Source organism: Methylobacterium sp. CM6244 (assembly GCF_054817885.1).
Genome location: NZ_CM139247.1, coordinates 692,322 through 716,495, shown reverse-complemented (window position 1 = coordinate 716,495; position 24,174 = coordinate 692,322). Strand labels below are relative to the sequence as shown.

Sequence of the window (24,174 nt, the reverse complement as noted above, 5' to 3'; positions counted from 1 at the left end):
CGGCGGGGTGAGCTCCGAGCGAACCGTCGAGGTCGTCTCATTGAGGTGACACGCAGGCAACTACGGGCCTGGAGGGACGGATGGCAGTCAGGAAGCGAAAGGGGCCCCGCAAGCTGGGGGTCGGACGAAGGGGAGAGCCGTACCTTTGGTTTCGGCCTGGCCGGATTGGGACGGACGGCATCGAGCGAGGTGGCGTCTGGATCATTATGCACGCCGGCCGGCAGGTCGCTAGCACTGACTGCGGCCTTGGCGAAGGCCCGGAACGCGAAGCGCTCAGGCAGCTAGAGGACTACAAAAACGGCCACGCCATCGCGGCCTTTGAGGCCCTCCCGATCCGCAAGGGTCGGCCGGCTTCCCAGGTCCTCGTGGCCGAGGCCCTGTCGCGTTACCTCGATGCCAAGAAGGGCCGGCCCGATCCCGACACCGGTGCCCTGGTCGGTGGCGTCGCCCGGTACGAGGAGCTCGCCCAGCGCGTCGAGACCCTTCTAGAATGGTGGGGCGGGCGCACTCTCGATGACGTCGACAGCTGCACGTGCAAGGCCTACGTCGCCTCGCGCGTCGGAACACCTTGGAAGACGCATGCCCGCCTCGGGACCGGCAAGGACAGCAAGCCCGCCCGGCGTGGTCACTCGAAGCCAACCATGGCCCGCACCGTGACTGAGGGCGGAGCCCGCCGGGAGCTGGAGGATTTGCGCGCCTCCGTCAATGAGGCGATCCGGGACGGTCTCACTCGTGACGCGGTACGCGTCACTCTGCCGCAGAAGTCCGAAGCCCGTGACCGGTGGCTCACTAAGGCCGAGGCCGCGCGATTGGTTGGAGCGGCTTGGCACAAACGGGAGGTCCAGACGATCCATTGCGGGCCTCGGAAGGGGGAAACCTACATTACGCCGAGGCGGCCGTCCCGCCACCTTGCACGCTTCATCCTGGTAGCCCTTCGGACCGGCACGCGATCCACCCCGATTTGCCAAGCGAGCTTCATCCCCGAGATCGGCAAGCCGTGGATGGAGCTCAAGACGGAAGTCGTGACCGAGTCCCACGTAGAGCGCGTTATAGTCGAAGGCGTTGTGTACGAACGCCGGCACGAGGTCCAGGTCGAGAAGCGTGTCGCACTCTTTCACCGAAAGGCGCTCGGGGCGGCGGCCAAGAAGAACAAGCGTCAGCCCACGGTGCGAATGCCGGACAAGTTAGTCGCGCACCTATGGCGGTGGCACCACGTCCTCGGACAGAGGTACGTCATCGAGTGGCAGGGTAGGGCGGTCGGCACGACGAAGCGGGCGTTCGCCAACCTGGTGCATGACCTGGGGCTCGGTGACGACGTAGTCCGCCACTCGCTCCGACACACGGCCGTGACATGGGGCGTTCAGGCCGGGACCGATCTCTGGGAGCTCTCAGGCTACGTCGGCATGACGGTCGAGATGATCCAGTCTCGGTACGGCCACCACGCGACCGACCACATGGAAGCCGCCCGCGAGGCGATGGGCAGGGGCGGGAGGAAGGTGCGGAAGGCCGCGTGATCGGCGACCAAATCTTCGCCCCGACCGATAGAAAGACCCGACAATTGTTTGGTCGAACCTTTGGTCGACGATCTGCTCTCTGAGCCGGGAAGACCGTTTCCCAAGGGAAAACTGGTCGGAGTGGCAGGATTTGAACCTGCGACCCCCACGTCCCGAACGTGGTGCGCTACCAGACTGCGCTACACTCCGACGGCCGGCGTCACCACCGGCGAGCGGACGTATAGCGAGGCCGACGCGGAGCCGCAAGCGTCATCATCGACCTTGTTGCCATAAGGCTGCCCGCCCGGTGGGCCAGTCGGGCGGGAGGGCCTGGTACAGGCAACCGATATCCGCCGCCCGGATGGCGAGGGCTGCGGAATAGCCCGGCGCGGCGGGGAGTGCGTGCAGGCTCCACTCCCTCGTCCCGCCCGGCATGGCCAGCAGCTCCGCCGCGTCCGGCGTGACGGAGACGGCGAAGCTGTCGAGGCGCAGGGAGAGGCCCTGGCCGGTCGCTTTCGCCACGGCCTCCTTGCGCGTCCAGCAGGCGAAGAACGCCGCCGTCAGCTCGACCGGCTCCAGCGCTTCCAGGGCTGCGATCTCGCATCCGGCGAAATGGGCGCGGGCGATGCGAAGGAGATCGGGCATCGGGCGCACCTCTTCCACATCGACGCCGATCTCGGCGGAGGAGGAAAGGCCGATCAGGGCGCGGCTGCCGGAATGCGACAGGCTGAAACGGCATGCTCCGGCTGCCGCCCCCGCCAGATACGGCTTTCCCGACGGCTCCACGCTGAAGACGATGCCGCGCGGGTCCGCTCCGAGACGATGGCCGAGGGTGAGGCGCAGGGCCGCATGGCTGGCCTCGAAGCGCCATCGATCCGCATCGCGCACGAATCGGTCCGCGCGAGCCTTCTCGTCATCGGAGAGGAGATCCCGGCAGCGTGCGCGATGCTCGTCCGAGAGGGTCAGATCGACATCCCAGACCGTGACAGACTCGTCGGAGCGGGCTCGATCCGATGCCCGGTTCCCCGAACGCGTGTGCTGAAAGTCGACGGCCACTTTAGCGGCTCGATGCCGTGCCGCCCGATGTCATCGTTCCCGATGCCATCGTGGGGCTATCGGATCGAGGGCGGCCTGGACGCGCCCGGCATAGGTCGTTCGGACGCTCCATCCCGCGTGAAGGCGACGACGAGGGTGAGATAGGCGATCTGACAGAGAGCGACGATGCCGTAGAATGTCCCGGCGGCGGCCAGCCAGGACAGGCTGTGCCTGACGGCGATGATTCCGACGAGCGCGACGCTCAAGGCGAGAATCATCGCGAGGGTGAGGAGAGGCCTCTGTGTCGCGACGTCCATCTCTGCCGACCTGCCCGTCCACATGCCATCACGCTCCGGCTTCCCACAGACGGGATGCCGAAGCGTTAATGTGCAGCGCACTGGGTCAGGCGGCAAGCGACATCCGGTCAGACATACACGTTACCGGCACTCTGTGGAAAACGCTCCGCCAGGGCACGGCGCAGCTTCTCCAGGGCGCGGTTCTCGATCTGGCGCACGCGCTCCTTCGAAATCCCGAGCCGGCGGCCGAGGGCCTCCAGGGTGGCCTGGTCTTCCGTCAGCCGGCGCTCGCGGAGGATCCGCAACTCGCGCTCGGACAGGACGGTGAGCGCCTCGTTGAGCCAGGTGAGCCTGCGCTCGCCATCCACCGAGGCGGAGACCGTCTCGTCGGGAAGGTCGGAACCGTCCACCAGAAAGTCCATCCGTTCGGATGAGGCTTCGCTTTCCTCGCCCACCGGAGCGTTCAGGGACATGTCCGGCCCGGACAGTCGCGCGTCCATCAAGGCCACATCTTCGCGGGAGACGCCGATGGCCGTGGCGATGCGGCGATGGATCTCGTCGCCCACATGCTCCTCGGTGGATTGCATCAACCGGGCGCGCAGGCGGCGCAAATTGAAGAACAGCGCCTTCTGCGCGGAGCTCGTGCCGCCACGGACGATGGACCAATTGCGAAGGATGTAATCCTGGATCGAGGCTCTGATCCACCAAGTCGCATAGGTGGAGAAACGGACCTCGCGCTCCGGCTCGAACCGGGCCGCCGCTTCCATGAGGCCGACATGCCCTTCCTGGACGAGGTCGGCCATCGGCAGACCGTAATGCCGGAACCGCCCCGCGATCGCGATGACGAGACGCATATGCGCCGAAATCAGGCGATGGAGAGCGTGTTCGTCGCGCTCATCCTTCCAGCGGACGGCGAGACCGCGTTCCTCGTCCCGCGCCAGGAAAGGCGCCTCCATGGCCGTACGAATGAACTGTCGCCGTATCCCCGCGATATCCGCCATTCCCGCCTCCGCCTTTCGTCCGTTGCGTGCGCGCGCCGCGACGGACGTTCGGGGTCGGTCGACCCGAATGGTCCAGAAAGCGAGGGCACCAGCCCGGGGGCATCGCCCAGGCACCGAACAACGGAGCCGTTGCGTGGATAGTTCCGCAGGCTGGGGCTGACAGGGGGCCGTGACCCTGCGGCGCATCGGAGCAGCCGGCCGACGCAGTGCCGACAAAGAAAAAGGCCCGGCGCTGGTGCGCCGGGCCCGATCGTCGAACGGATCCGTCTGGGATCTGCGGGCCGCTCAGGCGGCCTCTTCCCGGATCTCGTCGCTGTCGCCGTCCGTCTCGGCATCGCCCTCGGCTTCCGCCTCGCCCTTGGCGCGGCGGGGCGACTTGGCGAGGCTCTGCTCGATCAGCTTGAGTGCCTCGGTCTCGGTGATGCGGTTCACCGACGAGATCTCGCGCAGCACGCGGTCGAGGGCGGCCTCGTAGAGCTGGCGCTCGCTGTAGGATTGTTCTGGCTGAGCCTCCGACCGGTAGAGGTCACGGACCACTTCGGTCACCGACAACAGGTCGCCGGAATTGATCTTGGCCTCGTATTCCTGGGCGCGGCGCGACCACATGGTGCGCTTGATCCGGGCGCGGCCGGTCAGAACGTCGAGGGCCTTCTTGACAAGCTCGGGCTCGGCGAGCTTACGCATGCCGACGCTGTTGGCCTTCGCGGTCGGAACGCGCAGGACCATCTTGTCCTTCTCGAAAGAGACGACGAAAAGCTCGAGCTTGTAGCCGGCGATTTCCTGCTCTTCGATCGCAGTGATGCGGCCGACGCCATGAGCTGGGTACACCACCGCTTCGCCGGTCTTGAAGCCTTGGCGGCCTGCCGTCGTCTTCTTGGCTGTGGTCATGCGAGAAGCGCCTCCAGAACATCGCGCGGGTCGAATCGCGCCGAACCTTCATTCCCGGGGTGGGTGACCCGGCTTGAGCCTCTTGTCCGCCGGCCATCGATGCAGCATGCATCGGCCGGGCGGGTCCCAGGCTAGCCGACCATCCACACCATGCGACCGGTGCCGCGGGAAGCGCATGCGCCTCCAGCGGTCGATCACATGCCGCCTCGTCTCGGAAAGGTAGCATCCCAATGGAATGGGATGCCGACTCTGTCGAAAGGTTTGGAAACCACCGCTTGGGTGGCCAAAGGCAGCACGTCAGGCACGAACGACGGCAGACCCTTGATGTACCACAAACCGGGCACCGAATCAAAGGATTGCCGACGCAGGGCATGCGTGCGCGATCTGCCGGAGGGATATCCGCAGGGAGTCGGTCCCGCGCGGAGAGCGCAATCGCAACGGCCTCAGGCGGCGGGTTGCACGACCGCCTGCGACGTCATGAGGCGCATGCGATCCGCCGAAATCCGACATGGTCGGACGCATCATCGCGGGCAGGCGCGCGATTCACTAACGCGCGGACCAAAACCTGCGAAACGCCATCCGGGTGGAGCCTTCGCTCGATATCGCCTGCTCGGGAGCCGGCCTAGTCGCCCTTGCCCGGCGAGGCGGAGAAATGAGCCTCGAACTTGCCGCTGACGCCGTCCCAGTCCTTCGCATCCGAAGGCGCGTCCTTCTTCTGCGTGATATTGGGCCAGCTCCGCGCGTAATCGGCATTGAGCTTCAGCCAGGTCTCCAGGCTCGGCTCTGTGTCGGGCTTGATCGCCTCGGCGGGGCATTCCGGCTCGCAAACGCCGCAATCGATGCACTCGTCGGGATGGATGACGAGCATGTTCTCGCCCTCGTAGAAGCAATCCACGGGGCAGACTTCCACGCAGTCCATGTACTTGCACTTGATGCAATTGTCGGTGACGACGTAGGTCATGTGCCCTTCAGCCTCAATCCATGGTCGGGCGAGTCAACCACCTCGGCCCGTTCGGGCGCGATCCTAGACCCGGCCCTTGCACGGCCTCGTTAACGCGCCCGTGGGTCGCGCGAGGCCTCACTATTTCCGCACGGCTCTAGCCCCTGCCACCGGGGCTGACAAGCAGTGGCCGCATCATGGCCGCTCGGGCGATGTTACCGGGACACACTCCCGCCGCTCGGTCTTCGCGGCAACGATCAGTCCTGATCATCGGGCACGGCGTTCCGGCCCGCCGACAGGTCGGCATAGAGCCGTTGCGCCTCCGGCGCGGGACCGCGCCGCTCTCCGAGATCGACCACCCTCACCGCCGCCGTCCCATGGGCGGCGGCGACCGTCACCACGTCACCGATGGCGATCCCCTTGGCGGGGTTGTCGATGCGCGTCCCGTTCACCCGTACGAAGCCGTCCTCCACCAAGGCGGCGGCAAGAGAGCGGCTCCGCGCGAAGCGGGTGAACCAGAGCCATTTGTCGAGACGCTGACGCCCCGGCTTCATCCGCCCTCTTCAGATTCCCGGTTTAGCGCTTGCCGCCGTCGCCGGCTTCGAGCTGGGCCTTGAGGGCGGCCAGCTTGGCGAAGGGCGAATCCGGATCCGGAGCCCGTTCGCGCCGCTGCGGACGCTGTTCCTGCGGTGCGGCGGAACGACCCTCATCCCGACGCTCGGGCCGGACCCGGCCGGGCTCGAAACGCTCGCGACGCGGCGGACGCCCGCCATCCGGCCGGCCGCCATCGCGACGCCCACCATCCTGCCTCTCGCCTTGTCCGCTCCGCTCGCCCTGGCCGCCACGGTTGCGCTGTGCGCCGTCCGGGCCGCCGGCATGAGCGGGGCGACGGTCCTGGCGGCCTTCGCCGGGACCACGATCGCCCGCCTGAGCGTTATCGCGACCGCCGCGCGGGCGGTTCTGCCGCGGAGCGGAGCTGCGCTGATGCCGCTGCAGGCGCCAGACCTCGACCATCACCGGCTCGGCCGGGGCGGATTCCACGGGCGTTTCGCCCTCGGCCGCATCAGGAGAGGCCGTCTCGGCCGTTTCCGGCTCGATGCCGGCGAGGGCTGCGGATTCCGCCACGGGGACGGGGGCCGCCTCGGGTTCCTCTGCGGCATCGACCGGAGCTTCGGCTGCCGGTGCCGGCTCGTCCTCCGCGGGTGCGGCCTCGGAGGACACCGTCTCGGGGTCGGGCACGCCTTCCGCCACGGGCTCGGCCGTGTCGGGCGAGGTCTCGTCTTCGGTGGTCGTCCCGTCTCGAGAAGCCGTCTCGCCTTCCGAAGGCGTCTCGGCGTCCGGCTTGGCCTCGTCTTCGGTCGCGGGTCCGGCCTCCTCGGACGCCGTCACCGCGTCGTCGGTCGATGCGGCTGCGGGTGCGATGGGGCGGGTCGACGCGGCCGGAAGAAGCGGCACGGTGATCGCCGGGCCGGGGCGGGTTTCAGGTGCATAGCCGAGGGATTTCAGGATCGAGCCGAAATCCTCGCCCGAACAGCCGACCAGCGAGGTCATGCCCACGGTGGCGACGAAGGCGTCGCCATCGGCGGTGCCGGCGGGTGCCTCGCCCGGCGTGGTGCCGGGGCGGTAGGTGACGGCCGGGCGGATCAGGTCGGCCAGACGCTCCAGGATGTCGACGCGCACGGCGCGCTCGCCACAGACCCGGAAGCCGGCGGCGCGGTAGAGACCCTTGGCGATCTCGGGATCGACCTTGATCGAGGTCCGGCCGGAGCCGGCCAGATGCGCGATCTCGTCGAGGCCGCGCTGGTCGAGGCCGCCGTTCTTCAGCGCCCAGAGCTGGGCGGCGAGGGTCCGGGGTGCCGGCTTCAGCAGGGCCGGCAGGAAGATGTGATAGGCGCCGAAGCGGACCCCGTGACGGCGCAGCGCCCCGCGCCCTTCCTGATCGAGGGTGCGCATCTCGTGCATCACCTTGGCGCGCTCCAGCACGCCGAGGGATTCCACGACCTGATAGCCGATGCCCTTCGACAGGCCGACGAGGTCGGCGGCGGTCTCGATCTCGATCAGCGGACCGAGGAGCCGGACCACATAGGCCTTCAGCCAGGCGACCAGCCGGGTCTCGACCTTGTCGCGGGCCGGGCCGGTCAGCTGCTCGTCGGCGAGCAGCCGCACATGCGGCTCGAACAGCTTGTCGCCCGGCGTCAGCTTGGCGACCGGGTCTCCGGTCCAGCGGATGATGCCGTCATGGGACAGGACCAGGGACGAATCCGCCGCGGTCGAGAAGCGCTCGGCGCGCGCCTCGATCTCGCCGCCCAGCGCCTTTTCGGCGGCGCTGCGCAGGGTCTTGGCCTCGTGGCCTTCCGCGCCCGGGTCGGCAACGAACTGAAACCCGTGCAGATGGCCGACATGCTGGCCCTCGACGGTAACGTCCCCGCCGGCGGTGATCTCAGCTTCCAACATCGTATTCTCTCTCAGGCGCCGCATCAGGACGCTAGTGCGCCGATCGACGAAACGGCTCGCAAGGCGCTCGTGCAGGGCGTCAGACAGCCTGTCCTCTACCCGACGCGTCTCGCCCTGCCAATGCACCGGATCAATCAGCCAGTCAGGACGGTTCGCGACGAAGGTCCAGGTTCGCCCTTGGGCGATGCGCTGGGACAGGGCGTCGATGTCGCCGTCGGTGCGGTCGATCATCGCCACGTGCTTGGCGAACCAGTCGTTGGGGATGCGCCCGGCCATGCCCCGCATGAGGAATCGGAACAGCTGGGCGACGAGATCCGCATGGGTCTGGGGGTGGACCTTGCGGTAATCGGGCACGCCGCAGGTGTCCCACAGGCGTCGCACCACCGTCGGATTGGTGGCGATGTCGCGGATGTCGTCCTCGCGCATCAGGATTTCGAGGGCGGACTGGTCCTCGCCCATGGGCGCGCGGGTCAGCCCCTTCTCGTTCGGATGCTCGTCCAGGCTCTCCTGAAGGGCCTTCAGCGAGGAGAAGTCGAGATCGGGGTTGCGCCATTGCAGCACCCGCACCGGCTCGAAATCGTGGTTCTCCAGGGCCTCGATCATCTCGGGCTCGAACGGGGCGCAGCGCCCCGTGGAGCCGAACGTGCCGTCCGAGAGGTGGCGTCCGGCGCGTCCCGCGATCTGCCCCATCTCCGGCGGCGTCAGCCTGCGGAAGCGCGTGCCGTCGTATTTCCAGTTCGCCGCGAAGGCGACGTGATCGACATCGAGGTTGAGGCCCATCCCCACCGCGTCGGTGGCGATGAGGTAGTCGACATCGCCCGATTGGTAGAGCTCCACCTGGGCGTTGCGGGTGCGCGGAGACAGCGCACCGAGCACCACGGCGGCCCCGCCGCGCTGGCGCCTGATCAGCTCGGCTATGGCATAGACCTCCTCCGCCGAGAAGGCGACGATGGCCGTGCGCCGGGGCAGGCGCCCGAGCTTCTTCTCGCCCGCGAAGGTGAGCTTCGACAGGCGCGGGCGGGTGGTGGTGTGCACACCGGGAATCAGCGACTGCACCAGGGGCAGCATGGTGGAGGAGCCGATCAGCAGCGTCTCCTCGCGCCCGCGCTGGTGCAGCAGGCGGTCGGTGAAGACGTAGCCGCGGTCCATGTCGGCAGCGAGCTGGATTTCGTCGATGGCCACGAAGGCGACGTCGAGGTCGCGCGGCATCGCCTCGATGGTGGAGATCCAGTAGCGCGGCCGGTCCGGCTTGATCTTCTCCTCGCCGGTGACGAGGGCGACCTGCTCGACCCCCACCCGCGCGACGACGCGCAGGTAGACCTCCCGCGCCAGAAGCCGCAGGGGCAGGCCGATCATCCCCGTCGGATGCGCGAGCATCCGCTCGATGGCGAGATGGGTCTTGCCGGTATTGGTCGGCCCGAGCACCGCCGTGACGCCGCGTGAGCGGGCCTGCGGGGGGAGGGAGCGGCGCGTCATGTGTGCGGGACGGGTCCCTTCGGCGAAAGCGGCCGGCGGCAGGGTCTCATGACGGCCCGTCGAGATGGCCGCCTCGGGTTAGTCGCCGCTGCGCAGGGGTCGTCCGGACGGCCGGCCCCCACGCTGCGTCTCCCCGCCATATGGGGCGTCACCCCCGCGATAGCCACCGCCACGGTACCCATAAGGATCGACATAGATCTCCACCGGGTTCGCCGGCTGCTGCGGCGCGAGATCGGCGCAGAGCGTGTCCGGCATCGCCACGAGGGGGCCGCGCCGTGCCGGGCGACCCTCGATCACCTCCGCGGAGGAATAGGCGTCGCCCCCGCAGGGCGAGATGTCCGAGCTGAGCTCGCCCGCATGGCCGGGGCCGGCATGGCCCGCCACCGCGACGAGGCAGCCCGCGAGGGCGAGGAAGCGAAGAGAGCGGGGCAGATGCGACATCAGCGAGTCCCGGTACCCGAGGGGGCCCGCCAGAGGGCAGTGCCGGACAGGGCGTCGCCGAGGGCCGCGAACCCGCCCTGGAGATCGGCGCCGCCGATGGCATAGCCATAGGCGCCGAGCCCGGTGAAGGGGGCCATCCTGCGCCGCCCTTTGAAGATCGGCAATCCGGCCGAGCGTTCGGGGTCGACGCGAAGCACGAAGTAGCGCTGGCGTCCCCGCATGACCGGTTTGAGGTCCTCGACCGCGTCCCAGGGGATCCAGCCGCTCGACAGGCGGCGGTCGAAGATCCCCTGCCGCCCGACGGAAACCAGCGTGCCCGAACGGAACATCCGGGGGGCGCTGACGACGCTGGCGACGCCGAAGAAGAACAATCCGAACCAGATCAGGAATGTGTGAAAGCTGCCGGGCTCGAAAGCGTGCCCATGGATTCCGGGCCGGGCGTAGAGGATCGAGGCACAGCCGACCGTGAAACACAGGGCGATGACGAACATGCCCACCGAGCGAGGGCGCGAGACCGGAATGTCGATGGCCCAGTCCATGGTTCAGGCCCGATTCGCCGTCATGGATCGACCGAAGCCGCCTGCGCCACCTGGCTTGGCGCCCCGCCACGGCTCCACCGGGTCGCCTCGATGATGTTGGTGCCGAGCGTCGTCCGCACGGCGATGCGCACCGGCAGCAGCACGCGGGTGCCCTCGACCGGCGCCAGCCATACCGACATGTCGCGGTTGTCCTCCATGAACTTCACGCCCGGCCGGTCGGGGCGATGCCCGGCAATGGCCTGGTAGCGAGCGTTGCAGACGAGGACCGGCCCGGAATAGCCGGGCTTCTCGACGTTGCGCGTCTCGCCGTAGCTCAGCACCACGTTGAAGCGCGTCGCACCGTCGAAGATCGGGATAGTGCGGTTGCAATTGGCCTGGTCGGTGAGCTCGCCCCGGCTCACCGCCGGCATCATCAGGGCGCTGGCCGGATCGACGATGCCGCGCTTGTTGGCCGGGGTCACCGGCACGCGGTCGCCCATGTCGATCAGGGGCGGCGTCACCTCGGATTGGGTGACCTTGCCGCGCGCCAGCGCCATCCTAACGGCGATGCCGGAATTCGAGGTCTTGGTGGAGATCGCGAAGGTGTTCGGCTGCGGCCCCTCGGCGATGAGGCCGTTGGCCCGGGCCGAGCCCATGCCGCCGGTCACCGCGCCGACGAGGCCGGTGAGGCGGGCCGACACGTCCATGCGGTAGCGCGTGGTCTCGAACAGGCCCGAGACCTGCGCGGTGCCGATGGGGATGCCGGCCAGCGCGATGCCGTAATCCACCGTCACCGTCGCCGGTGCCGCAGTTTTGGCAGAGGTGGCCTTGGGCCGCGCGAATCCCTCGGAGGCGGGAATCACGCCGAGGGCGGCGAGGAGGCTGGCGCGGAGGAGGCGCATGGCGCACATGGCGTGAGGCTCTGATGTTCCAAGGCTTGGAGCCGCGCGGCAGTAGAGACCGGGCGGCATCGTTCCGCCATCGTCCCCGTTCGTGGTTAATACATCGTATGGATGCCGCGGCGCGGGGCGCCTGGATGGCGCTGCACCGGCCCCGGAGCGTGGTTATTCCGATGGGCAAAACGCAGCGCCGCCCTTGACGGATGCCCTGCCCGTCACCTATAGGCTCGCGCCTTCAATGAGACGCCGCTCGATCGGAGTTTGGCGTGCGTGAGGCCCGTGGCGCGTTGCGACCGGTCTTCCGCCATCGCCCGATCAGACGCGGAACGAGACGGGATTTAGAACAATGTCGCGCCGTTGCGAACTCACGGGCAAAGCCGTGCAGACCGGCCACCTCGTGAGCCACTCGAACCGTAAGACCAAGTGCCGGTTCCTGCCGAACCTGTGCCAGGTCACCCTGCAGTCCGACGCCCTGAAGCGTCGGGTTCGCCTGCGCGTCACGGCTCACGCCCTGCGCTCGGTCGAGCATCGCGGTGGCCTCGATGCCTTCCTCATCAAGGCTCGCGAGATCGAGCTGTCGCAGACGGCCCGTCTGATCAAGCGCGAGCTGCACAAGAAGCTCGCCGAAGTCGAGACCCCGGCCGCCGCCTGAGGCTGCGATATCGAAGCGTCGGCGAGAGCCCGCTTCGATCACGCTCGACGTCTCATTTTAATCTTGAACGGCCGCCGCATGCTTTGTGCATGCGGCGGCCGTTCGCGTTGATTCCGACTGACCCACTATCCGGCTCTTCCCGATGACCGTGCTGTCGCTCATCGCCCCGATCTTCGGGCTGATCCTCATCGGCTGGGTCGCGGCGCTCGCCGGGTTCCTGTCGGAGAAGGTCAGCGATGGGCTATCCGAATACGTCTTCGCCATCGCGGTGCCGGCGCTCATCATCGCGACGCTGACGCGGCCGGGTCTCACCGGCGAGGTCACCTGGGCGTACTGGTTCAGCTATTTCGGCGGCGCCGGCCTGTCCTGGCTCGTCGGCTCGCTGATCGGCCTGCGCCGCGAGGGTGTCGGGCGGACGGGGGCGATCCTGCACGGATTCGCGGCCAGCCAGTCCAACACGATCTTCATCGGCGTGCCGATGATCCTGCAGGCCTATGGCGATGAGGGCGCGTTTCCGCTCTTCATGCTGCTCGCCGTCCACCTGCCGCTGATGATGGGCTGCGCCACCTTCCTCATCGAATCGGACGGACAGCAATCGATCCTCAAGCGGCTGAAGGGGCTCGTCCTCGTCCTTTTCCGCAACCCGATCTTCCTGTCGTTGATGATCGGCCTGGGCCTCAAGTCGTTCGGCCTCGCCCCCGGCGGCATGGTCAAGTCGCTGGTGGATGCGCTGGCCGGCACCGCCTCCACCTGCGCGCTGATCGCGCTCGGCGCCGGCCTCGTGCGCTACCGGGTGCTGCACGACCTGCCCGGCGCCATGGTGGTGACGAGCCTGAAACTCGTCCTGCATCCGCTGGCGGTCTGGGTGCTGGCCTTCCATGTCTTCACCATGCCGCCCGCCTATGCCGGGGTCGCCACCCTGTTCGCGGCGATGCCCGTGGGCATCAACTCCTACCTGCTGGCCGTCCGCTACAAGGCCGAGACCGGGTTGATCGCCGCCGCCGTCATGCTCTCGACCCTGCTCGCTGCCGCGACCACCGTGGCCTGGCTCGCCATCCTCGGTCACACCTGAACGGTTCGACGCCTTGACCCACGTGCGGAGTGTTTGTACCGATCGGTACAGACAAGCGCAGGAGCCCGAGCCGATGTCCGAATCCCGCCCACCGCTGCCCCCCTTCACCCGCGAGACCGCGATCCAAAAGGTCCGCGCCGCCGAGAACGGCTGGAACGGCTGCAACCCCGAGAAGGTCTCGCTGGCCTACACGGCGGACAGCCGCTGGCGGAACCGCTCGGAATTCTTCTCGGGCCGTGCGGCCATCGTCGAGTTCCTCACCCGCAAATGGGCGAAGGAGCACGAGTACCGGCTCATCAAGGAGATCTGGGCTTTCACCGAGGACCGGATCGCCGTGCGCTTCGCCTACGAGTTTCACGATGCGGCCGGCGACTGGTTCCGGGCCTATGGCAACGAGAACTGGGAGTTCGACGCCAACGGCCTGATGCGGCTGCGCCATGCCAGCATCAACGACCTCGCGATCTCCGAATCGGAGCGCAAGTTCCACTGGGACCGCGCCGCGCCGCGCCCCGACGACCATCCGGGCCTCACCGAACTGGGGCTCTGACCGGACCATGACGAGAAAGCCGGGGGCGCGGGAGGACGCGCTGCCCGCCATCGCCGAGGTCTTTCGCGAATACGGCTACGAGGGTGCGAGCCTCACCCTCATCGGAGCGCGAACCGGGCTCGGCAAGGGCAGCCTCTATCACGCCTTTCCCGGCGGCAAGGCCGAGATGGCTGAAGCCGTCCTCGACGCCATCGGCGCCTGGTTCGAGGAGAAGGTCTACGCGCCCCTGCGCGACGATCCCGATCCACGGGCGGCGATCCGGCTCATGCTGTCGGAGACGGACGCCTATTTCCGCTCCGGCCGAAGGGCTTGCCTCGTGGGCGCCTTCGCGCTCACCGAGGGACGCGACGGATTCGCGGACCGGATCGCCGGCTACTTCCGGGATTGGCGCGAGGCCCTGGCTCAGGCGCTGATCCGCGCCGGGCGCCCGGCCGCCGAGGCGGATTCCCCCGCCGAGGATGCCGTCCTGGCCATCCAGGGCGGCCTCGTCCTCGCCCGCGCCCTCGACGATCCGGCCGTGTTCGGGCGGATGCTGGGGCGGTTGGAGATGCGGTTGGTGGCGTGATGGGCGATATCTGATGGGGTGGTACCCACCTTAAGCGTCTGTAATGCGTGGGCCGGGCCGTCAAGGTTTGCACCCGACGAGGGGATGATGCGGCCTCAGTAGTCGTTTCCGTCCTTGAATTTCAGTGCGATTCGTCCTGCACGCTCGCCCAGATCAGAATGATTCTTTAAAGCATCGATTCTCTGCTTAATAATTTCAACATCCATGAATGGCGACAAGTTCTCACTCTTAATAACCTCGACATGACCCTGATTGCTGTCTCTTACAGTGGTAATAAATCCCTCCAGTGTATCTATAAGTTCTTGATCTGTATTAATATTCGATTCAACTAAATGACGTGGACCTTCTTCGTCTCCTGTCTGATACCAAGCAAAAAGCAGGCTTATCGGTTGTGGGCTATTAAAGACGTCGCGCATAGACATATTCTTATAGCGAAGGAGCATTGCCGCGCTAATTCGCTCCAACTCCTCCGCAGTGAATAGCCACTCTACCTCTGACCGCCGCCGCTCTCCGTAATGCCCATGCGCGAACGTCTCGTGCCTCAGCAGCGATGTCAGCCACCCTATGGCTCTACCTTTCTCGAAGATCGACGCAATGGCGGATTCCCGCTGCGGCGACGCAAAACGGGAGAGTAGCAACGGGATCAAGCGTTCAGCGCGATTCCACAATGTGCCGACCCAAAACAGATCGAAAGGACGCAGCCGGTAGGCTTGGTCCATCACATGCGAGAAAGCCATCAATAGGTTCTCGCATTGAGTCGGGGAGAGCGCTTCATATGCGCCACTCCTTGTCCGCTCAAGCAAAATATCGGCTTTGGTCAATGTTCCAGTTGCGGCCGCATTATTTAGTTCAAGTAATACCTTGCCCAGCGGCTCAGCACCAGCATCAGCCGCCTTCCATATCGCTGAAAGCTCATCCTGAGTCAGTACATGTGAAGGCGCAGATAATGCAAAGTAAAGACGATAATGGTCAGGACTAGAGAGCCGCTTATCCCGGATAGCCTTGTCGCGATCGCCTTCACTAACATTGGAGAAAATCTTCAATCCAACGCCATCCTTGGAAAGATCAACCTCTATTCCTGGAAGCTGTTGAGCAAAATAATGTCGATACGTGGCGTCGTCAAAATAGTCGATATCGGCTATAGAAAGTAGTTCCGCAAGCGTTCGCTTCCGCTCAGACTCATTGGCCCGGGCCGTTCTCAGGGAAATGACCGCCGCCGAGGCGCAGTAATCTTCAATCCAGCGATACAGTTTTGCGTTTCCGTCCTTGATCAGTTGAAGCCATACCAAGTCGGAAAGATCAGCCTTAGCTTCCGACAAGGGAGGCCAAAAGAAGCGCATAGAATCCAGGGCGCGGATCACTGAACGCGGTGTGCGGAGCTGCCGCCCTCCCTCTTGATCAATAACGATTTCCAGCCTCGAACGCTCATCTTCGTTCTTGGTTGATGCAATTTGGCGTAGCTCGTCGGAAAACCATTGTCGCAGCTGTAGCGGCTCTGGCTTGGGGACCATTACAGTCAGCTGGACAATTTTCTCCAAGTAAGACCGGCCGCTTTTTACTCCCGCTGCTTTCTTGATACTGTGTGCCAGGATATTGCTGTCGTAGCAGAGCAGATAGATCATATTAGGGAGGTCAACCACCGACCGGACGAGCCGCAGGATTTCAATGACTTCGGCAGGCTCCAAGCGATCAACGTCATCGATAGTTACGACAAAACGATGACCCAGCTCGCGTAGTGACTGAGCTAGCTTATCCTTCAACTGCGCCAGCGGTGGTGGCACAGCCTCACCTTCCGTGGGCTGGCCAAGCGATTTAACGCCTTCACCGGCCATTTCGACGAGCCCGACACCGGATGCCTTTCCTACAAACTCGACGAATGCTCCAGTCTTGCTCAGGCCATTCACAAAACTGCGGAGAGCCTTGCTAGCTTCCTTCGCCTTGGTTTTGGTAATTCGAGTTGCGTCTCCCTCTCTTGATGCCACGTCATCGAGTTGACGCGAGAGTTCACCAAAAAGGCTGATAATAAGTGCGTCTCGATTGCTGATCAACCAGGGTCGAAAATTAATGATAGTAGGCTTGCTATCGTCAGGCAGTTTTTCAAGTTCGTCACCAATAAGAAAGAGTAGGCTCGACTTCCCTGATCCCCATGGCCCTTCCAGGCCAATGACAAGACCGTCCTCTGTGGCGCGATCAACAAGCGAGAGGGCAATCCGGTTGGCCACATCTCGGAAACCTAGCCTGTCTTCATCGCCGGCGCTAAGTGCCCGGTCTCCCTTGATCGACTGATGTGGATCGTCTGCCATATATCTTACTCGCTTTGGCTTGATCTACTCAAGTTCTTAGTTGGACGCATCGATCTTCTTATTGCGGATCATCGACGTTCATTTACCAAAGAGTGCCAATGTGCGGGCGGATGACGGAGGTCCGCCACGATGGGCTGCATGACGTCCCCTCAATCTGGTCGAGAGAACTGCTGGCGCCTTCGAGACTCATGCAAATGTGTGGTTTATGGAAGCTCCGAGCATACACTCTGAAGAACAGTAAGAAGCTAAAACTGGACCCAAGGCACAACCTGCCTTTGTGCAATTTTTTAAGATCTACCGCCGCCCGCCCGCAGCCCTGCGCGCGGGCACGGCACCACCCGCATCTTCCTCGAACAGCTCCGCCAGCTTCTCCGTCATCGCGCCGCCGAGCTCCTCGGCGTCGATGATGGTGACGGCGCGGCGGTAGTAGCGGGTCACGTCGTGGCCGATGCCGATGGCGAGGAGTTCGACCGGTGAGCGGGTCTCGATGTCCTCGATCATCCAGCGCAGGTGGCGCTCGAGATAATTGCCCGGATTGACCGAGAGGGTGGAATCGTCGACCGGCGCGCCGTCCGAGATCACCATCAGGATCTTGCGCTGTTCGGGCCGGGCGAGCAGGCGCTTGTGCGCCCAATCGAGGGCCTCGCCGTCGATATTCTCCTTCAGCAGACCCTCGCGCATCATCAGTCCGAGGTTTTTCCGCGCCCGGCGCCAGGGAGCGTCGGCGCTCTTGTAGATGATGTGACGCAGGTCGTTCAGACGGCCGGGACCGTTGGGCTTGCCCGCCGCCAGCCACGCCTCGCGCGATTGGCCGCCCTTCCAGGCGCGGGTGGTGAAGCCCAGGATCTCCACCTTGACGCCGCAGCGCTCCAGGGTCCGCGCCAGGATGTCGGCGCAGGTGGCCGCCACCGTGATCGGCCGGCCGCGCATGGAGCCCGAATTGTCGAGCAGCAGCGTGACGACGGTATCGCGAAAATTCGTGTCCTTCTCGCGCTTGAACGAGAGCGGCTGGAACGGGTCGGTCATCACCCGCACGAGGCGGGCCGGATCGAGCTGGCCTTCTTCGAGGTCGAATTCCCAGGCCCGGTTCTGCTGGGCCAGGAGCCGGCGCTGCAGCCGGTTGGCGAGTCGGCCGACCACGCCCTGGAGATGGGCGAGCTGCTTGTCGAGATAGGTGCGCAGGCGCGCGAGCTCTTCGGCGTCGCACAGATCCTCGGCGTCGATCATCTCGTCGAAGCGCGGGTTGAACACCTTGTATTCGGGGCCGCGCGGCTCGACGGGCCGGTTGTTGGGCGGACGCTTGGCCTCGGAGGCCTCCTCGGATTCGGCGTTCTCGGACTCGTCCGGCAATTCGCCAGACGGAGCGTCGGCGGCTTCCGTGGCGCCGTCCTGCAGCTCGTCCGAGGCTTCCTCGGAGGTCTCCATCTCGGACTTGTCGCCCTGAGACTGCTCCTCGGCCTCGCCCTCGCTCGGGGTCTGCTCGTCGTCCTGCCCCTCGTTGTCGTCCTCGTTGTCGTCGTCCTCGGGGTCGAGGGGCGTCTCGTCCGCCATGTCGAGGGAGGACAGCAACTCGCGCACCGAGCGGGCGAAGGAGCGCTGGTTCTCGAGATTGCCGATGAGGCCGTCGAGGCTGGGGCCGGCCTTCTCCTCGATATGGGAGCGCCAGAGGTCGACGATCTTGCGCGCGGCCTTGGGCGGGGCTTCGCCGGTCAGGCGCTCGCGCACCATCAGGGCGACGGCATCCTCCATCGGGGCATCGGCCCGGTCGGTGATGTCCTCGTACTTGCCGCCGCGATGGTAGCGGTCCTCCAGCATGGCCGTGAGGTTCGAGGCCACGCCTGCCATGCGGCGCGAGCCGATGGCCTCCACGCGGGCCTGCTCGACGGCATCGAACACGGCGCGCGCGCCGGCATTCTCGGGGGCGAGACGGCGATGGACGGCCACATCGTGGCAGCCGAGGCGCAGCGCCATGGAATCGGCATTGCCGCGCAGGATCGCCACATCCTCCGGCGTCAGCTTGCGCGGCGGCTCGGGCAGGCGCGCCTTGTCGCCGGTGAGCGCCGGCCGGTCGCTGGCATAGACCACCTCGATCTCGGAGCGCTTGGCGATGGCGCGCAGGCATCCGGCGACCGAACGCTTCAGCGGTTCGGCGATGGGCTCCCGGCGTTCGCCGGCTTTGCGGTTCGAGATGGCCACGATCGCTACTTCTTCACCGAGTCGAAATCGAAGGGGCGGTCCAGGATGTCGTCCCAGCCGTAGGGGCATTCCGCGGGAAACTCATCCGGCGGCAGATGGGTCTCGTCGGCGGCCCAATCGCGTGCGTCCGGGTAGGCGTCGCTCAGCGCCTCGTCGATGCGAGGCTTCAGCCCGGGATTGCTGGACAAGATCCGCCCGTAGCGCCGCCGTTGCTCACGGATCGAGAAGATCCAGCTCGGCGTGCGGTGCTCCGGCTGCTGGTCCCATTTCAGCAAGTGCATGACGAGGACGCGCAGGGTGCTCTGAAGCTTGGCGAACTCGCTCTTCGACAAATCCTCGAGTTCCTCGGCGATGTGCTCGAGATCGAGCTCCTCGAAGCGACGGGCGCGCAGGAGATCGGCTTGCTGGATCAGCCACGAATAGAAGTCATCCTCGTAGCGCGCACGATTCGGTGCGCGCTCGGACGGTGACGATTCCCGTGTCTCACCCTTCAAGGCCGGTTCGGCCATCGCGTCCTCCGCGTCGATCCTCAGCTCAGCGCCACGTTCATCGCGCTTTCGGGCAGTTCCTTGCCGAAGGCGCGCTGGTAGAATTCGGCCACCAGGGTGCGCTCCAACTCGTCGCACTTGTTGAGGAAGGTCACCCGGAAGGCGAAGCCGATATCCTGGAAGATGTCGGCGTTCTCGGCCCAGGTGATCACCGTGCGCGGGCTCATGACGGTGGAGAGATCGCCGTTCATGAAGGCGTTGCGGGTCAGGTCGGCGACGCGGACCATGCGGCTGACGATGTCGCGGCCGCCGTCGCGCTGGTAATGCAGCGCCTTCGACAGGACGATGTCCACCTCGCGGTCATGGGCGAGGTAGTTCAGCGTCGTCACGATCGACCAGCGGTCCATCTGGCCCTGGTTGATCTGCTGGGTGCCGTGATAGAGGCCGGACGTGTCGCCCAGCCCCACCGTGTTGGCGGTGGCGAACAGGCGGAAGGCCGGGTGGGGGCGGATCACCCGCTTCTGGTCGAGCAGCGTCAGGCGCCCCGAGACTTCGAGCACGCGCTGGATCACGAACATCACGTCCGGTCGGCCGGCATCGTATTCGTCGAAGACCAGCGCCACGTTGTTCTGCAGCGCCCAGGGCAGGATACCGTCTTGGAAGGCGGTGATCTGCTTGCCGTCCTTCAGCACGATCGCGTCCTTGCCGACGAGATCGATGCGGGAGACGTGGCTGTCGAGGTTGATCCGGATGCAGGGCCAGTTCAGGCGGGCGGCGACCTGCTCGATATGGGTCGACTTGCCGGTGCCGTGATAGCCGGTGACCATCACGCGCCGGTTACGGGCGAAGCCCGCCAGGATCGCCAGGGTGGTCTCGCGATCGAAGATGTAATCCGGGTCGAGATCGGGAACGTGCTCCTCGCTCTGCGAGAAGGCCGGCACCTTGAGGTCGAGATCGATGCCGAAGGCCTCGCGGACGGAGACCATCCGGTCGGGCAGCGAGGCGGGGGTGTCGTCAGAAAGCATACGGGACCTCGTCGGGGCGGGCGCCGGCATGGGCCGGGCTCGCGGATCTATCTCGGTGGGCATTGCCGGGTCCCGCACGGGGCGAGACGTGGAATACCACCTTTAAGGGGCTGCGTCGGCGGACGCCAAGGGGTGCGAGAACTCGATATAGGGCCTCCCGCGCGGTTTGCCGCCTCCCACCGCACGTCATTTGCAAAAACGTGCATCGTTCGTGCCGGTTCGCGGCACCCGGCTCAGCACAGGCCGGCGGCACGCAGGGTGTCGTGGGCGCGGATGATGTCGCGCAGCCGCTCCTCGAACGAACGGTCGCCGCCATTGGCGTCGGGGTGGAAGCGCTTCACCAGCACCTTGTACTGCGCCTTGATGGCGGCCGTGTCGGCGTTCTCGTCGAGGCCGAGCACGTCGAGGGCCTTCAGGGCGGCCACCGTGAGGCGCGGCCGGCTCGGCTCGGGCTTGGCCCGGCGCGAGGTCTCGCCGACGCCTTCGCTGCGCAGGATGTCGAGCGGGTCGACATAGGCCCAGTCGCGCTTCGGGTCGCCCGGTTTCGCTCCGGCGGCCCGCGTCGCCGGGTTCACGCCCATCGCCCAGGTCGGGCGGTGCCCGATCACGGCGTCCTTCTGGTAGGCCTGGACGGCGGCGTCGTTCATGCCGTCGAAGTAGTTGTAGGTGGCGTTGTAGGCGCGCACGTGGTCGATGCAGAAGCGCCAGTACTGGCCTTCCGCCTTGCGACCCTTGGGAGCGCGGTAGAGCCCGGCATTGGTGCAGCCGGGGGTCTCGCAGCCCGTCTGGGACGCAGCCTTGGGCTCGTCGCAGGAGGGTTTGCGCTTGATGCGGATGCTGTCGAACAGACGCGAGTTGAGATCCATGGTGGGGCGATTATGAGAGGGCGGGTCCGAGACACAAGGGCGGCGGGCCTGATGACGCATGCGGAGATCGGGGGTTGACGACCCCGAAGCCTCCGGGCGCCTACAGGCTAGGAACGAAGCGACGGAAAGACGAGGACACGATGGCCGGCACGCTCAAGGATTGGATCACCGGAGCGCTCGACGCGCAACTGGCGCCGCAAACCCTGGTGGTCGTGGACGAATCCCATCTGCATGCGGGACATTCGGGCGCACGGCCCGAGGGCGAGACGCATTTCCGTGTCGAGATCGTCTCCGCCGCATTCGAGGGGAAGAGCCGGGTCGAGCGCCACCGGATCGTGAACGGCGTTCTCGACGAGGCGTTCAAGCGCGGGCTCCACGCCCTCGCGGTGAAGGCGAAGGCGCCGTCCGAGGCCGCCTGAGCGGCTCCGGCATACGAGGAATATGGTGGCGATGGCCCTGCAATGCACCCCGCATCTCGCCATCGACGAGGCCGAACTCGAAGAGACTTTCGTGCGCGCCTCGGGGCCGGGCGGGCAGAACGTCAACAAGCTCTCCACGGCGGTGCAGCTCCGCTTCGATGCGCGGCGCTCGCACTCCCTGCCCGACGCCGTGGCGGTGCGCCTGATGCGCCTCGCCGGGCGGCGGCTGACCCAGGACGGGGTCATCGTCATCATGGCCCAGCAGTTCCGCACGCAGGACCGCAACCGGGCCGATGCGCGCGAGCGCCTCGCCGCCCTCGTCGCCGAGGCGGCGGTGCCGCCGACGCCGCGCCGGGCGACACGCCCGACCCTCGCCTCGAAGAAGCGCCGCCTCGACGAGAAGTCCCGGCGCGGCGCCACCAAGCGCCTGCGCAGCGACGGCGGAGGCGATTGAACTCATCGCCAAATGGCGCCGATCCCGACCGATGGTCGTTCTCGACGCGTTCGGCGGACGGGGACGAGGTCCATTCGTCATCCGCCGGTCGCAGGGCCTATTTGAGGTGTTCCTCCAAGGCTTTACCTCATCCTGAGGTGCTCTGGTGGGATGATCGACTTCGGCAGACGATCGGCCCCGGCATGAAGATCCGCCCGGAGATCCGATGAAACACGCGCTTACTTCACCGGTCCCCTTGCATCCGGCGGATGGTATTCTTCCGCGCCCGTGACATAGGCGCTGCCGGGCTTCAGGACGGTGAGGGCGATGGCGATCAGGGCGAGGAGCGCCGCGAGGGCGGCGGGGAACAGGAAGGCGTCCTCGCCGAAACGGGTCTGGAGGAAGCCGCCGATCACCGCCCCGGTGCTCAGGGCGCCCCAGAGCGGCGCCTGGATCCAGAACGACGGTGCGACCTTGCCCATCAGCAGGTTGGCGAGCCCGGTTCCGAAGCGCACCACCGCGCCCGTGACATAGGTGAGGGCGAGGCTGCGCCCGGCCTCGTCCTGCAGCGTGGCGTTCTGGAGGCCGAGCGCGATGACGATGGGATAGACGTGCAGCGGCCAGGAGAAGGTGCCGTAGGGCATGACGAGACCGATGGCGAGGAGCACCGCCTGGAGTAGCAGCATTACCGAGAGCCGCCAGCGCCCGACCCAGGCCGCGATCAGCGTGCCGATGAAGGCGCCGAAGCAGAACATGACGATGACCGAGCTGACGCGGGCCGTGCTCTCCCAATCGAACTTGCTCACCGAGACGCCGAAGCGGGTGGTGTTGCCGCTCATGAACGACATGAAGAGCTGTGAAAATTCGAGGAAGCCGATGGAATCGGCGCATCCGGCCAGTGCCGAGAGGGCGAGTGCGAAGGGAATGCGCGTGCTCGGGCTCGCGGGAAACGACTTGTCGGTCTTATCGGCCATGCGTCTGAACAGGCTCCTGGAAGAGAACGGTAAGCGTCGGGAGAAGGCCGGACCTTACCGATCGGACGCGACGGATAAACCGCCTGCGCCGCGTTGGTGCGGATGAATGGGGGAGTGTCGTGCCGTGCAACACATGCCGGCCCGCTTCGGTTCAACTCAATCGCGCACAATTGGGATTAAGGCGCCGGAGGGCCGGGTTTGCGCAACAGGACGATGCGCGCCGGCACCTCGCTCCCGCGCTCGCGGCGGATCACGGCCGGTTCGAGACCGAGCATGTCCAGACCGGCTTCGTCGGCCAGCCGGCGCAGGTAGCGCTCGCCATGGGCGTAGCGCGCATCGGCACCGAGAACGAGGCCGCCATCGGGGTTCCACTGCACCGTGAAGGCCACGAGGCCCGTCGGCCTGAGAATGCGGGCGGTCTCGGCCATGACCGGGGAAAGGCCGCCGACATAGATGAAGACGTCCGCCGCGATGACGAGATCGGCGCTGTCCCGCGTCTCGCCTCGGAGAATGGGGACGAGATCGCCCTCGATGAGCCTGTCGTAGCGCCGCCGCCGGGCGGCTTCGGCGAGCATGCCGGGGGAGATGTCGATTCCCGTCAGGGTTCGCGTGCGCCCATTCAAAGCCTCGCCCACCAGGCCGGTGCCGCAGCCGAGGTCGATCACGTCGCCGAAATCCGCCCGCGCGCCGTCCAGCCCGTCGAGGGCCCTCACCAGCAGTTCCGGCCCGCGATATTGCAACTCGCCTACGAGGTGGCGCTCGAATCGCGGAGCGTAGCCGTCGAACAGGGCGCGGATATAGGCCGGCGAGATCGCCCCCAAAGCCGCGCCCTCGCCGATCTGGACGAGGCGCAGCCGGGCCCCGAGTTCGTCATGCGGGTCGAGGTCGAGGGCATTGCCATAGGCCCTGAGCGCGGCATGGTGGTGGGCGACATCCGCTGTGGCGAGGTGGCGGGCCTCCCGCGCCCGTCCGAGCAGGAACCACGCCGCCGCGTAACGCGGCGCGATCTCCAGGGCCTGCTCGGCCATCTCGGCCGCGCCCTCCGCATCGCCCTCGGAGAGACAGGCCTCCGCATAGGCGTAGCGCCGGTCGGCGAGGAGATCGCCCGAACTGTTCTGAAGTGACGTCTGCGCTCGCGGGTTCATGCGAGCGCCCTATATCACGTCGCATGATCCGCCATCCCCATGTTCGGC

At 66.3% G+C, this 24,174-nt stretch carries 24 protein-coding genes and 1 tRNA gene; 7 read left to right on the top strand and 18 right to left on the bottom strand.

The window, feature by feature from the left end; all coding sequences use genetic code 11:
- The first annotated feature begins 80 nt into the window (after positions 1-80).
- Positions 81-1,514 (top strand): site-specific integrase, encoded by a 1,434-nt coding sequence (locus ACYQML_RS03260; protein ID WP_461234683.1) that lies wholly within the window; start codon positions 81-83, stop codon positions 1,512-1,514.
- 112 nt (positions 1,515-1,626) lie between these two features.
- Here ACYQML_RS03260 and ACYQML_RS03255 read toward each other — a convergent pair.
- From ACYQML_RS03255 to ACYQML_RS03205, 11 genes are all read right to left on the bottom strand, one after another.
- A tRNA-Pro gene (locus ACYQML_RS03255) sits at positions 1,627-1,703 on the bottom strand.
- A 63-nt stretch (positions 1,704-1,766) separates the two neighbouring features.
- A complete protein-coding gene (locus ACYQML_RS03250; RefSeq protein ID WP_461234682.1) occupies positions 1,767-2,549 on the bottom strand; it encodes a 4'-phosphopantetheinyl transferase family protein in 783 nt (260 codons plus the stop codon).
- Between the two features lie 56 nt (positions 2,550-2,605).
- Positions 2,606-2,845, bottom strand: coding sequence for a hypothetical protein (locus ACYQML_RS03245; protein WP_311276482.1), 240 nt, complete (start codon positions 2,843-2,845; stop codon positions 2,606-2,608).
- Between the two features lie 107 nt (positions 2,846-2,952).
- Positions 2,953-3,825, bottom strand: coding sequence for an RNA polymerase factor sigma-32 (locus ACYQML_RS03240; RefSeq protein ID WP_056422529.1), 873 nt, complete (start codon positions 3,823-3,825; stop codon positions 2,953-2,955).
- A 285-nt stretch (positions 3,826-4,110) separates the two neighbouring features.
- Positions 4,111-4,713, bottom strand: coding sequence for a CarD family transcriptional regulator (locus tag ACYQML_RS03235; RefSeq protein ID WP_056422526.1), 603 nt, complete (start codon positions 4,711-4,713; stop codon positions 4,111-4,113).
- A gap of 622 nt (positions 4,714-5,335) precedes the next feature.
- Positions 5,336-5,674: a ferredoxin FdxA gene (gene fdxA / locus ACYQML_RS03230; protein WP_311276481.1), complete on the bottom strand. Its 339-nt coding sequence runs from the start codon at positions 5,672-5,674 to the stop codon at positions 5,336-5,338.
- Positions 5,675-5,910: 236 nt separating this feature from the next.
- The gene (locus tag ACYQML_RS03225) at positions 5,911-6,207 is read right to left on the bottom strand and encodes an RNA-binding S4 domain-containing protein (protein ID WP_461222047.1); all 297 of its coding nucleotides are present in this window, start codon (positions 6,205-6,207) and stop codon (positions 5,911-5,913) included.
- A 22-nt stretch (positions 6,208-6,229) separates the two neighbouring features.
- On the bottom strand, positions 6,230-9,583 hold the full coding sequence (locus ACYQML_RS03220; RefSeq protein ID WP_461234681.1) for a helicase-related protein: 3,354 nt from the start codon (positions 9,581-9,583) through the stop codon (positions 6,230-6,232).
- 78 nt (positions 9,584-9,661) lie between these two features.
- Positions 9,662-10,024, bottom strand: a complete 363-nt coding sequence (locus ACYQML_RS03215) for a hypothetical protein (protein WP_461234680.1) — start codon at positions 10,022-10,024, stop codon at positions 9,662-9,664.
- Positions 10,024-10,563, bottom strand: a complete 540-nt coding sequence (locus ACYQML_RS03210) for a hypothetical protein (RefSeq protein WP_461234679.1) — start codon at positions 10,561-10,563, stop codon at positions 10,024-10,026. Before ACYQML_RS03210 ends, ACYQML_RS03215 begins: the two co-directional genes overlap by 1 nt.
- A gap of 20 nt (positions 10,564-10,583) precedes the next feature.
- On the bottom strand, positions 10,584-11,453 hold the full coding sequence (locus ACYQML_RS03205; RefSeq protein ID WP_461234678.1) for a DUF3108 domain-containing protein: 870 nt from the start codon (positions 11,451-11,453) through the stop codon (positions 10,584-10,586).
- Between the two features lie 334 nt (positions 11,454-11,787).
- Between ACYQML_RS03205 and rpmB the strand changes: the two genes are divergently transcribed.
- The 4 genes from rpmB to ACYQML_RS03185 all read left to right on the top strand — a co-directional run bounded on the left by rpmB (position 11,788) and on the right by ACYQML_RS03185 (position 14,277).
- Positions 11,788-12,093: a 50S ribosomal protein L28 gene (gene rpmB, locus ACYQML_RS03200; RefSeq protein WP_018046086.1), complete on the top strand. Its 306-nt coding sequence runs from the start codon at positions 11,788-11,790 to the stop codon at positions 12,091-12,093.
- Between the two features lie 142 nt (positions 12,094-12,235).
- Positions 12,236-13,165 (top strand): AEC family transporter, encoded by a 930-nt coding sequence (locus tag ACYQML_RS03195; RefSeq protein WP_461234677.1) that lies wholly within the window; start codon positions 12,236-12,238, stop codon positions 13,163-13,165.
- A gap of 73 nt (positions 13,166-13,238) precedes the next feature.
- On the top strand, positions 13,239-13,712 hold the full coding sequence (locus ACYQML_RS03190; protein ID WP_428405993.1) for a nuclear transport factor 2 family protein: 474 nt from the start codon (positions 13,239-13,241) through the stop codon (positions 13,710-13,712).
- A gap of 7 nt (positions 13,713-13,719) precedes the next feature.
- Positions 13,720-14,277: a TetR/AcrR family transcriptional regulator gene (locus ACYQML_RS03185; RefSeq protein WP_461234676.1), complete on the top strand. Its 558-nt coding sequence runs from the start codon at positions 13,720-13,722 to the stop codon at positions 14,275-14,277.
- Between the two features lie 95 nt (positions 14,278-14,372).
- Here the strand turns inward: ACYQML_RS03185 and ACYQML_RS03180 are convergent, their stop codons facing one another.
- The 5 genes from ACYQML_RS03180 to ACYQML_RS03160 all read right to left on the bottom strand — a co-directional run bounded on the left by ACYQML_RS03180 (position 14,373) and on the right by ACYQML_RS03160 (position 21,155).
- Positions 14,373-16,580 carry a KAP family P-loop NTPase fold protein gene (locus tag ACYQML_RS03180; protein ID WP_461234675.1) on the bottom strand — a complete coding sequence of 736 codons (2,208 nt, stop codon included), beginning with the start codon at positions 16,578-16,580 and terminating at the stop codon, positions 14,373-14,375.
- A 294-nt stretch (positions 16,581-16,874) separates the two neighbouring features.
- Positions 16,875-18,776: a cobaltochelatase subunit CobT gene (gene cobT, locus ACYQML_RS03175; RefSeq protein WP_461234674.1), complete on the bottom strand. Its 1,902-nt coding sequence runs from the start codon at positions 18,774-18,776 to the stop codon at positions 16,875-16,877.
- A gap of 5 nt (positions 18,777-18,781) precedes the next feature.
- Complete coding sequence (locus ACYQML_RS03170) at positions 18,782-19,285, bottom strand: DUF29 domain-containing protein (protein ID WP_461234673.1); 504 nt, start codon at positions 19,283-19,285, stop codon at positions 18,782-18,784.
- A gap of 20 nt (positions 19,286-19,305) precedes the next feature.
- Positions 19,306-20,289, bottom strand: a complete 984-nt coding sequence (gene cobS, locus ACYQML_RS03165; RefSeq protein ID WP_056422487.1) for a cobaltochelatase subunit CobS — start codon at positions 20,287-20,289, stop codon at positions 19,306-19,308.
- Positions 20,290-20,522: 233 nt separating this feature from the next.
- Positions 20,523-21,155 carry a J domain-containing protein gene (locus ACYQML_RS03160; protein WP_056422483.1) on the bottom strand — a complete coding sequence of 211 codons (633 nt, stop codon included), beginning with the start codon at positions 21,153-21,155 and terminating at the stop codon, positions 20,523-20,525.
- A gap of 140 nt (positions 21,156-21,295) precedes the next feature.
- Between ACYQML_RS03160 and ACYQML_RS03155 the strand changes: the two genes are divergently transcribed.
- Both ACYQML_RS03155 and arfB read left to right on the top strand, forming a co-directional pair.
- On the top strand, positions 21,296-21,574 hold the full coding sequence (locus ACYQML_RS03155; RefSeq protein ID WP_056422480.1) for a BolA family protein: 279 nt from the start codon (positions 21,296-21,298) through the stop codon (positions 21,572-21,574).
- A gap of 31 nt (positions 21,575-21,605) precedes the next feature.
- Positions 21,606-22,028 (top strand): alternative ribosome rescue aminoacyl-tRNA hydrolase ArfB, encoded by a 423-nt coding sequence (gene arfB / locus ACYQML_RS03150; RefSeq protein WP_200919010.1) that lies wholly within the window; start codon positions 21,606-21,608, stop codon positions 22,026-22,028.
- 218 nt (positions 22,029-22,246) lie between these two features.
- Here the strand turns inward: arfB and ACYQML_RS03145 are convergent, their stop codons facing one another.
- The gene (locus ACYQML_RS03145; protein WP_056422475.1) at positions 22,247-22,981 is read right to left on the bottom strand and encodes a YoaK family protein; all 735 of its coding nucleotides are present in this window, start codon (positions 22,979-22,981) and stop codon (positions 22,247-22,249) included.
- Between the two features lie 176 nt (positions 22,982-23,157).
- On the bottom strand, positions 23,158-24,126 hold the full coding sequence (locus ACYQML_RS03140) for a methyltransferase domain-containing protein (RefSeq protein ID WP_461234672.1): 969 nt from the start codon (positions 24,124-24,126) through the stop codon (positions 23,158-23,160).
- Positions 24,127-24,174: the final 48 nt, after the last annotated feature.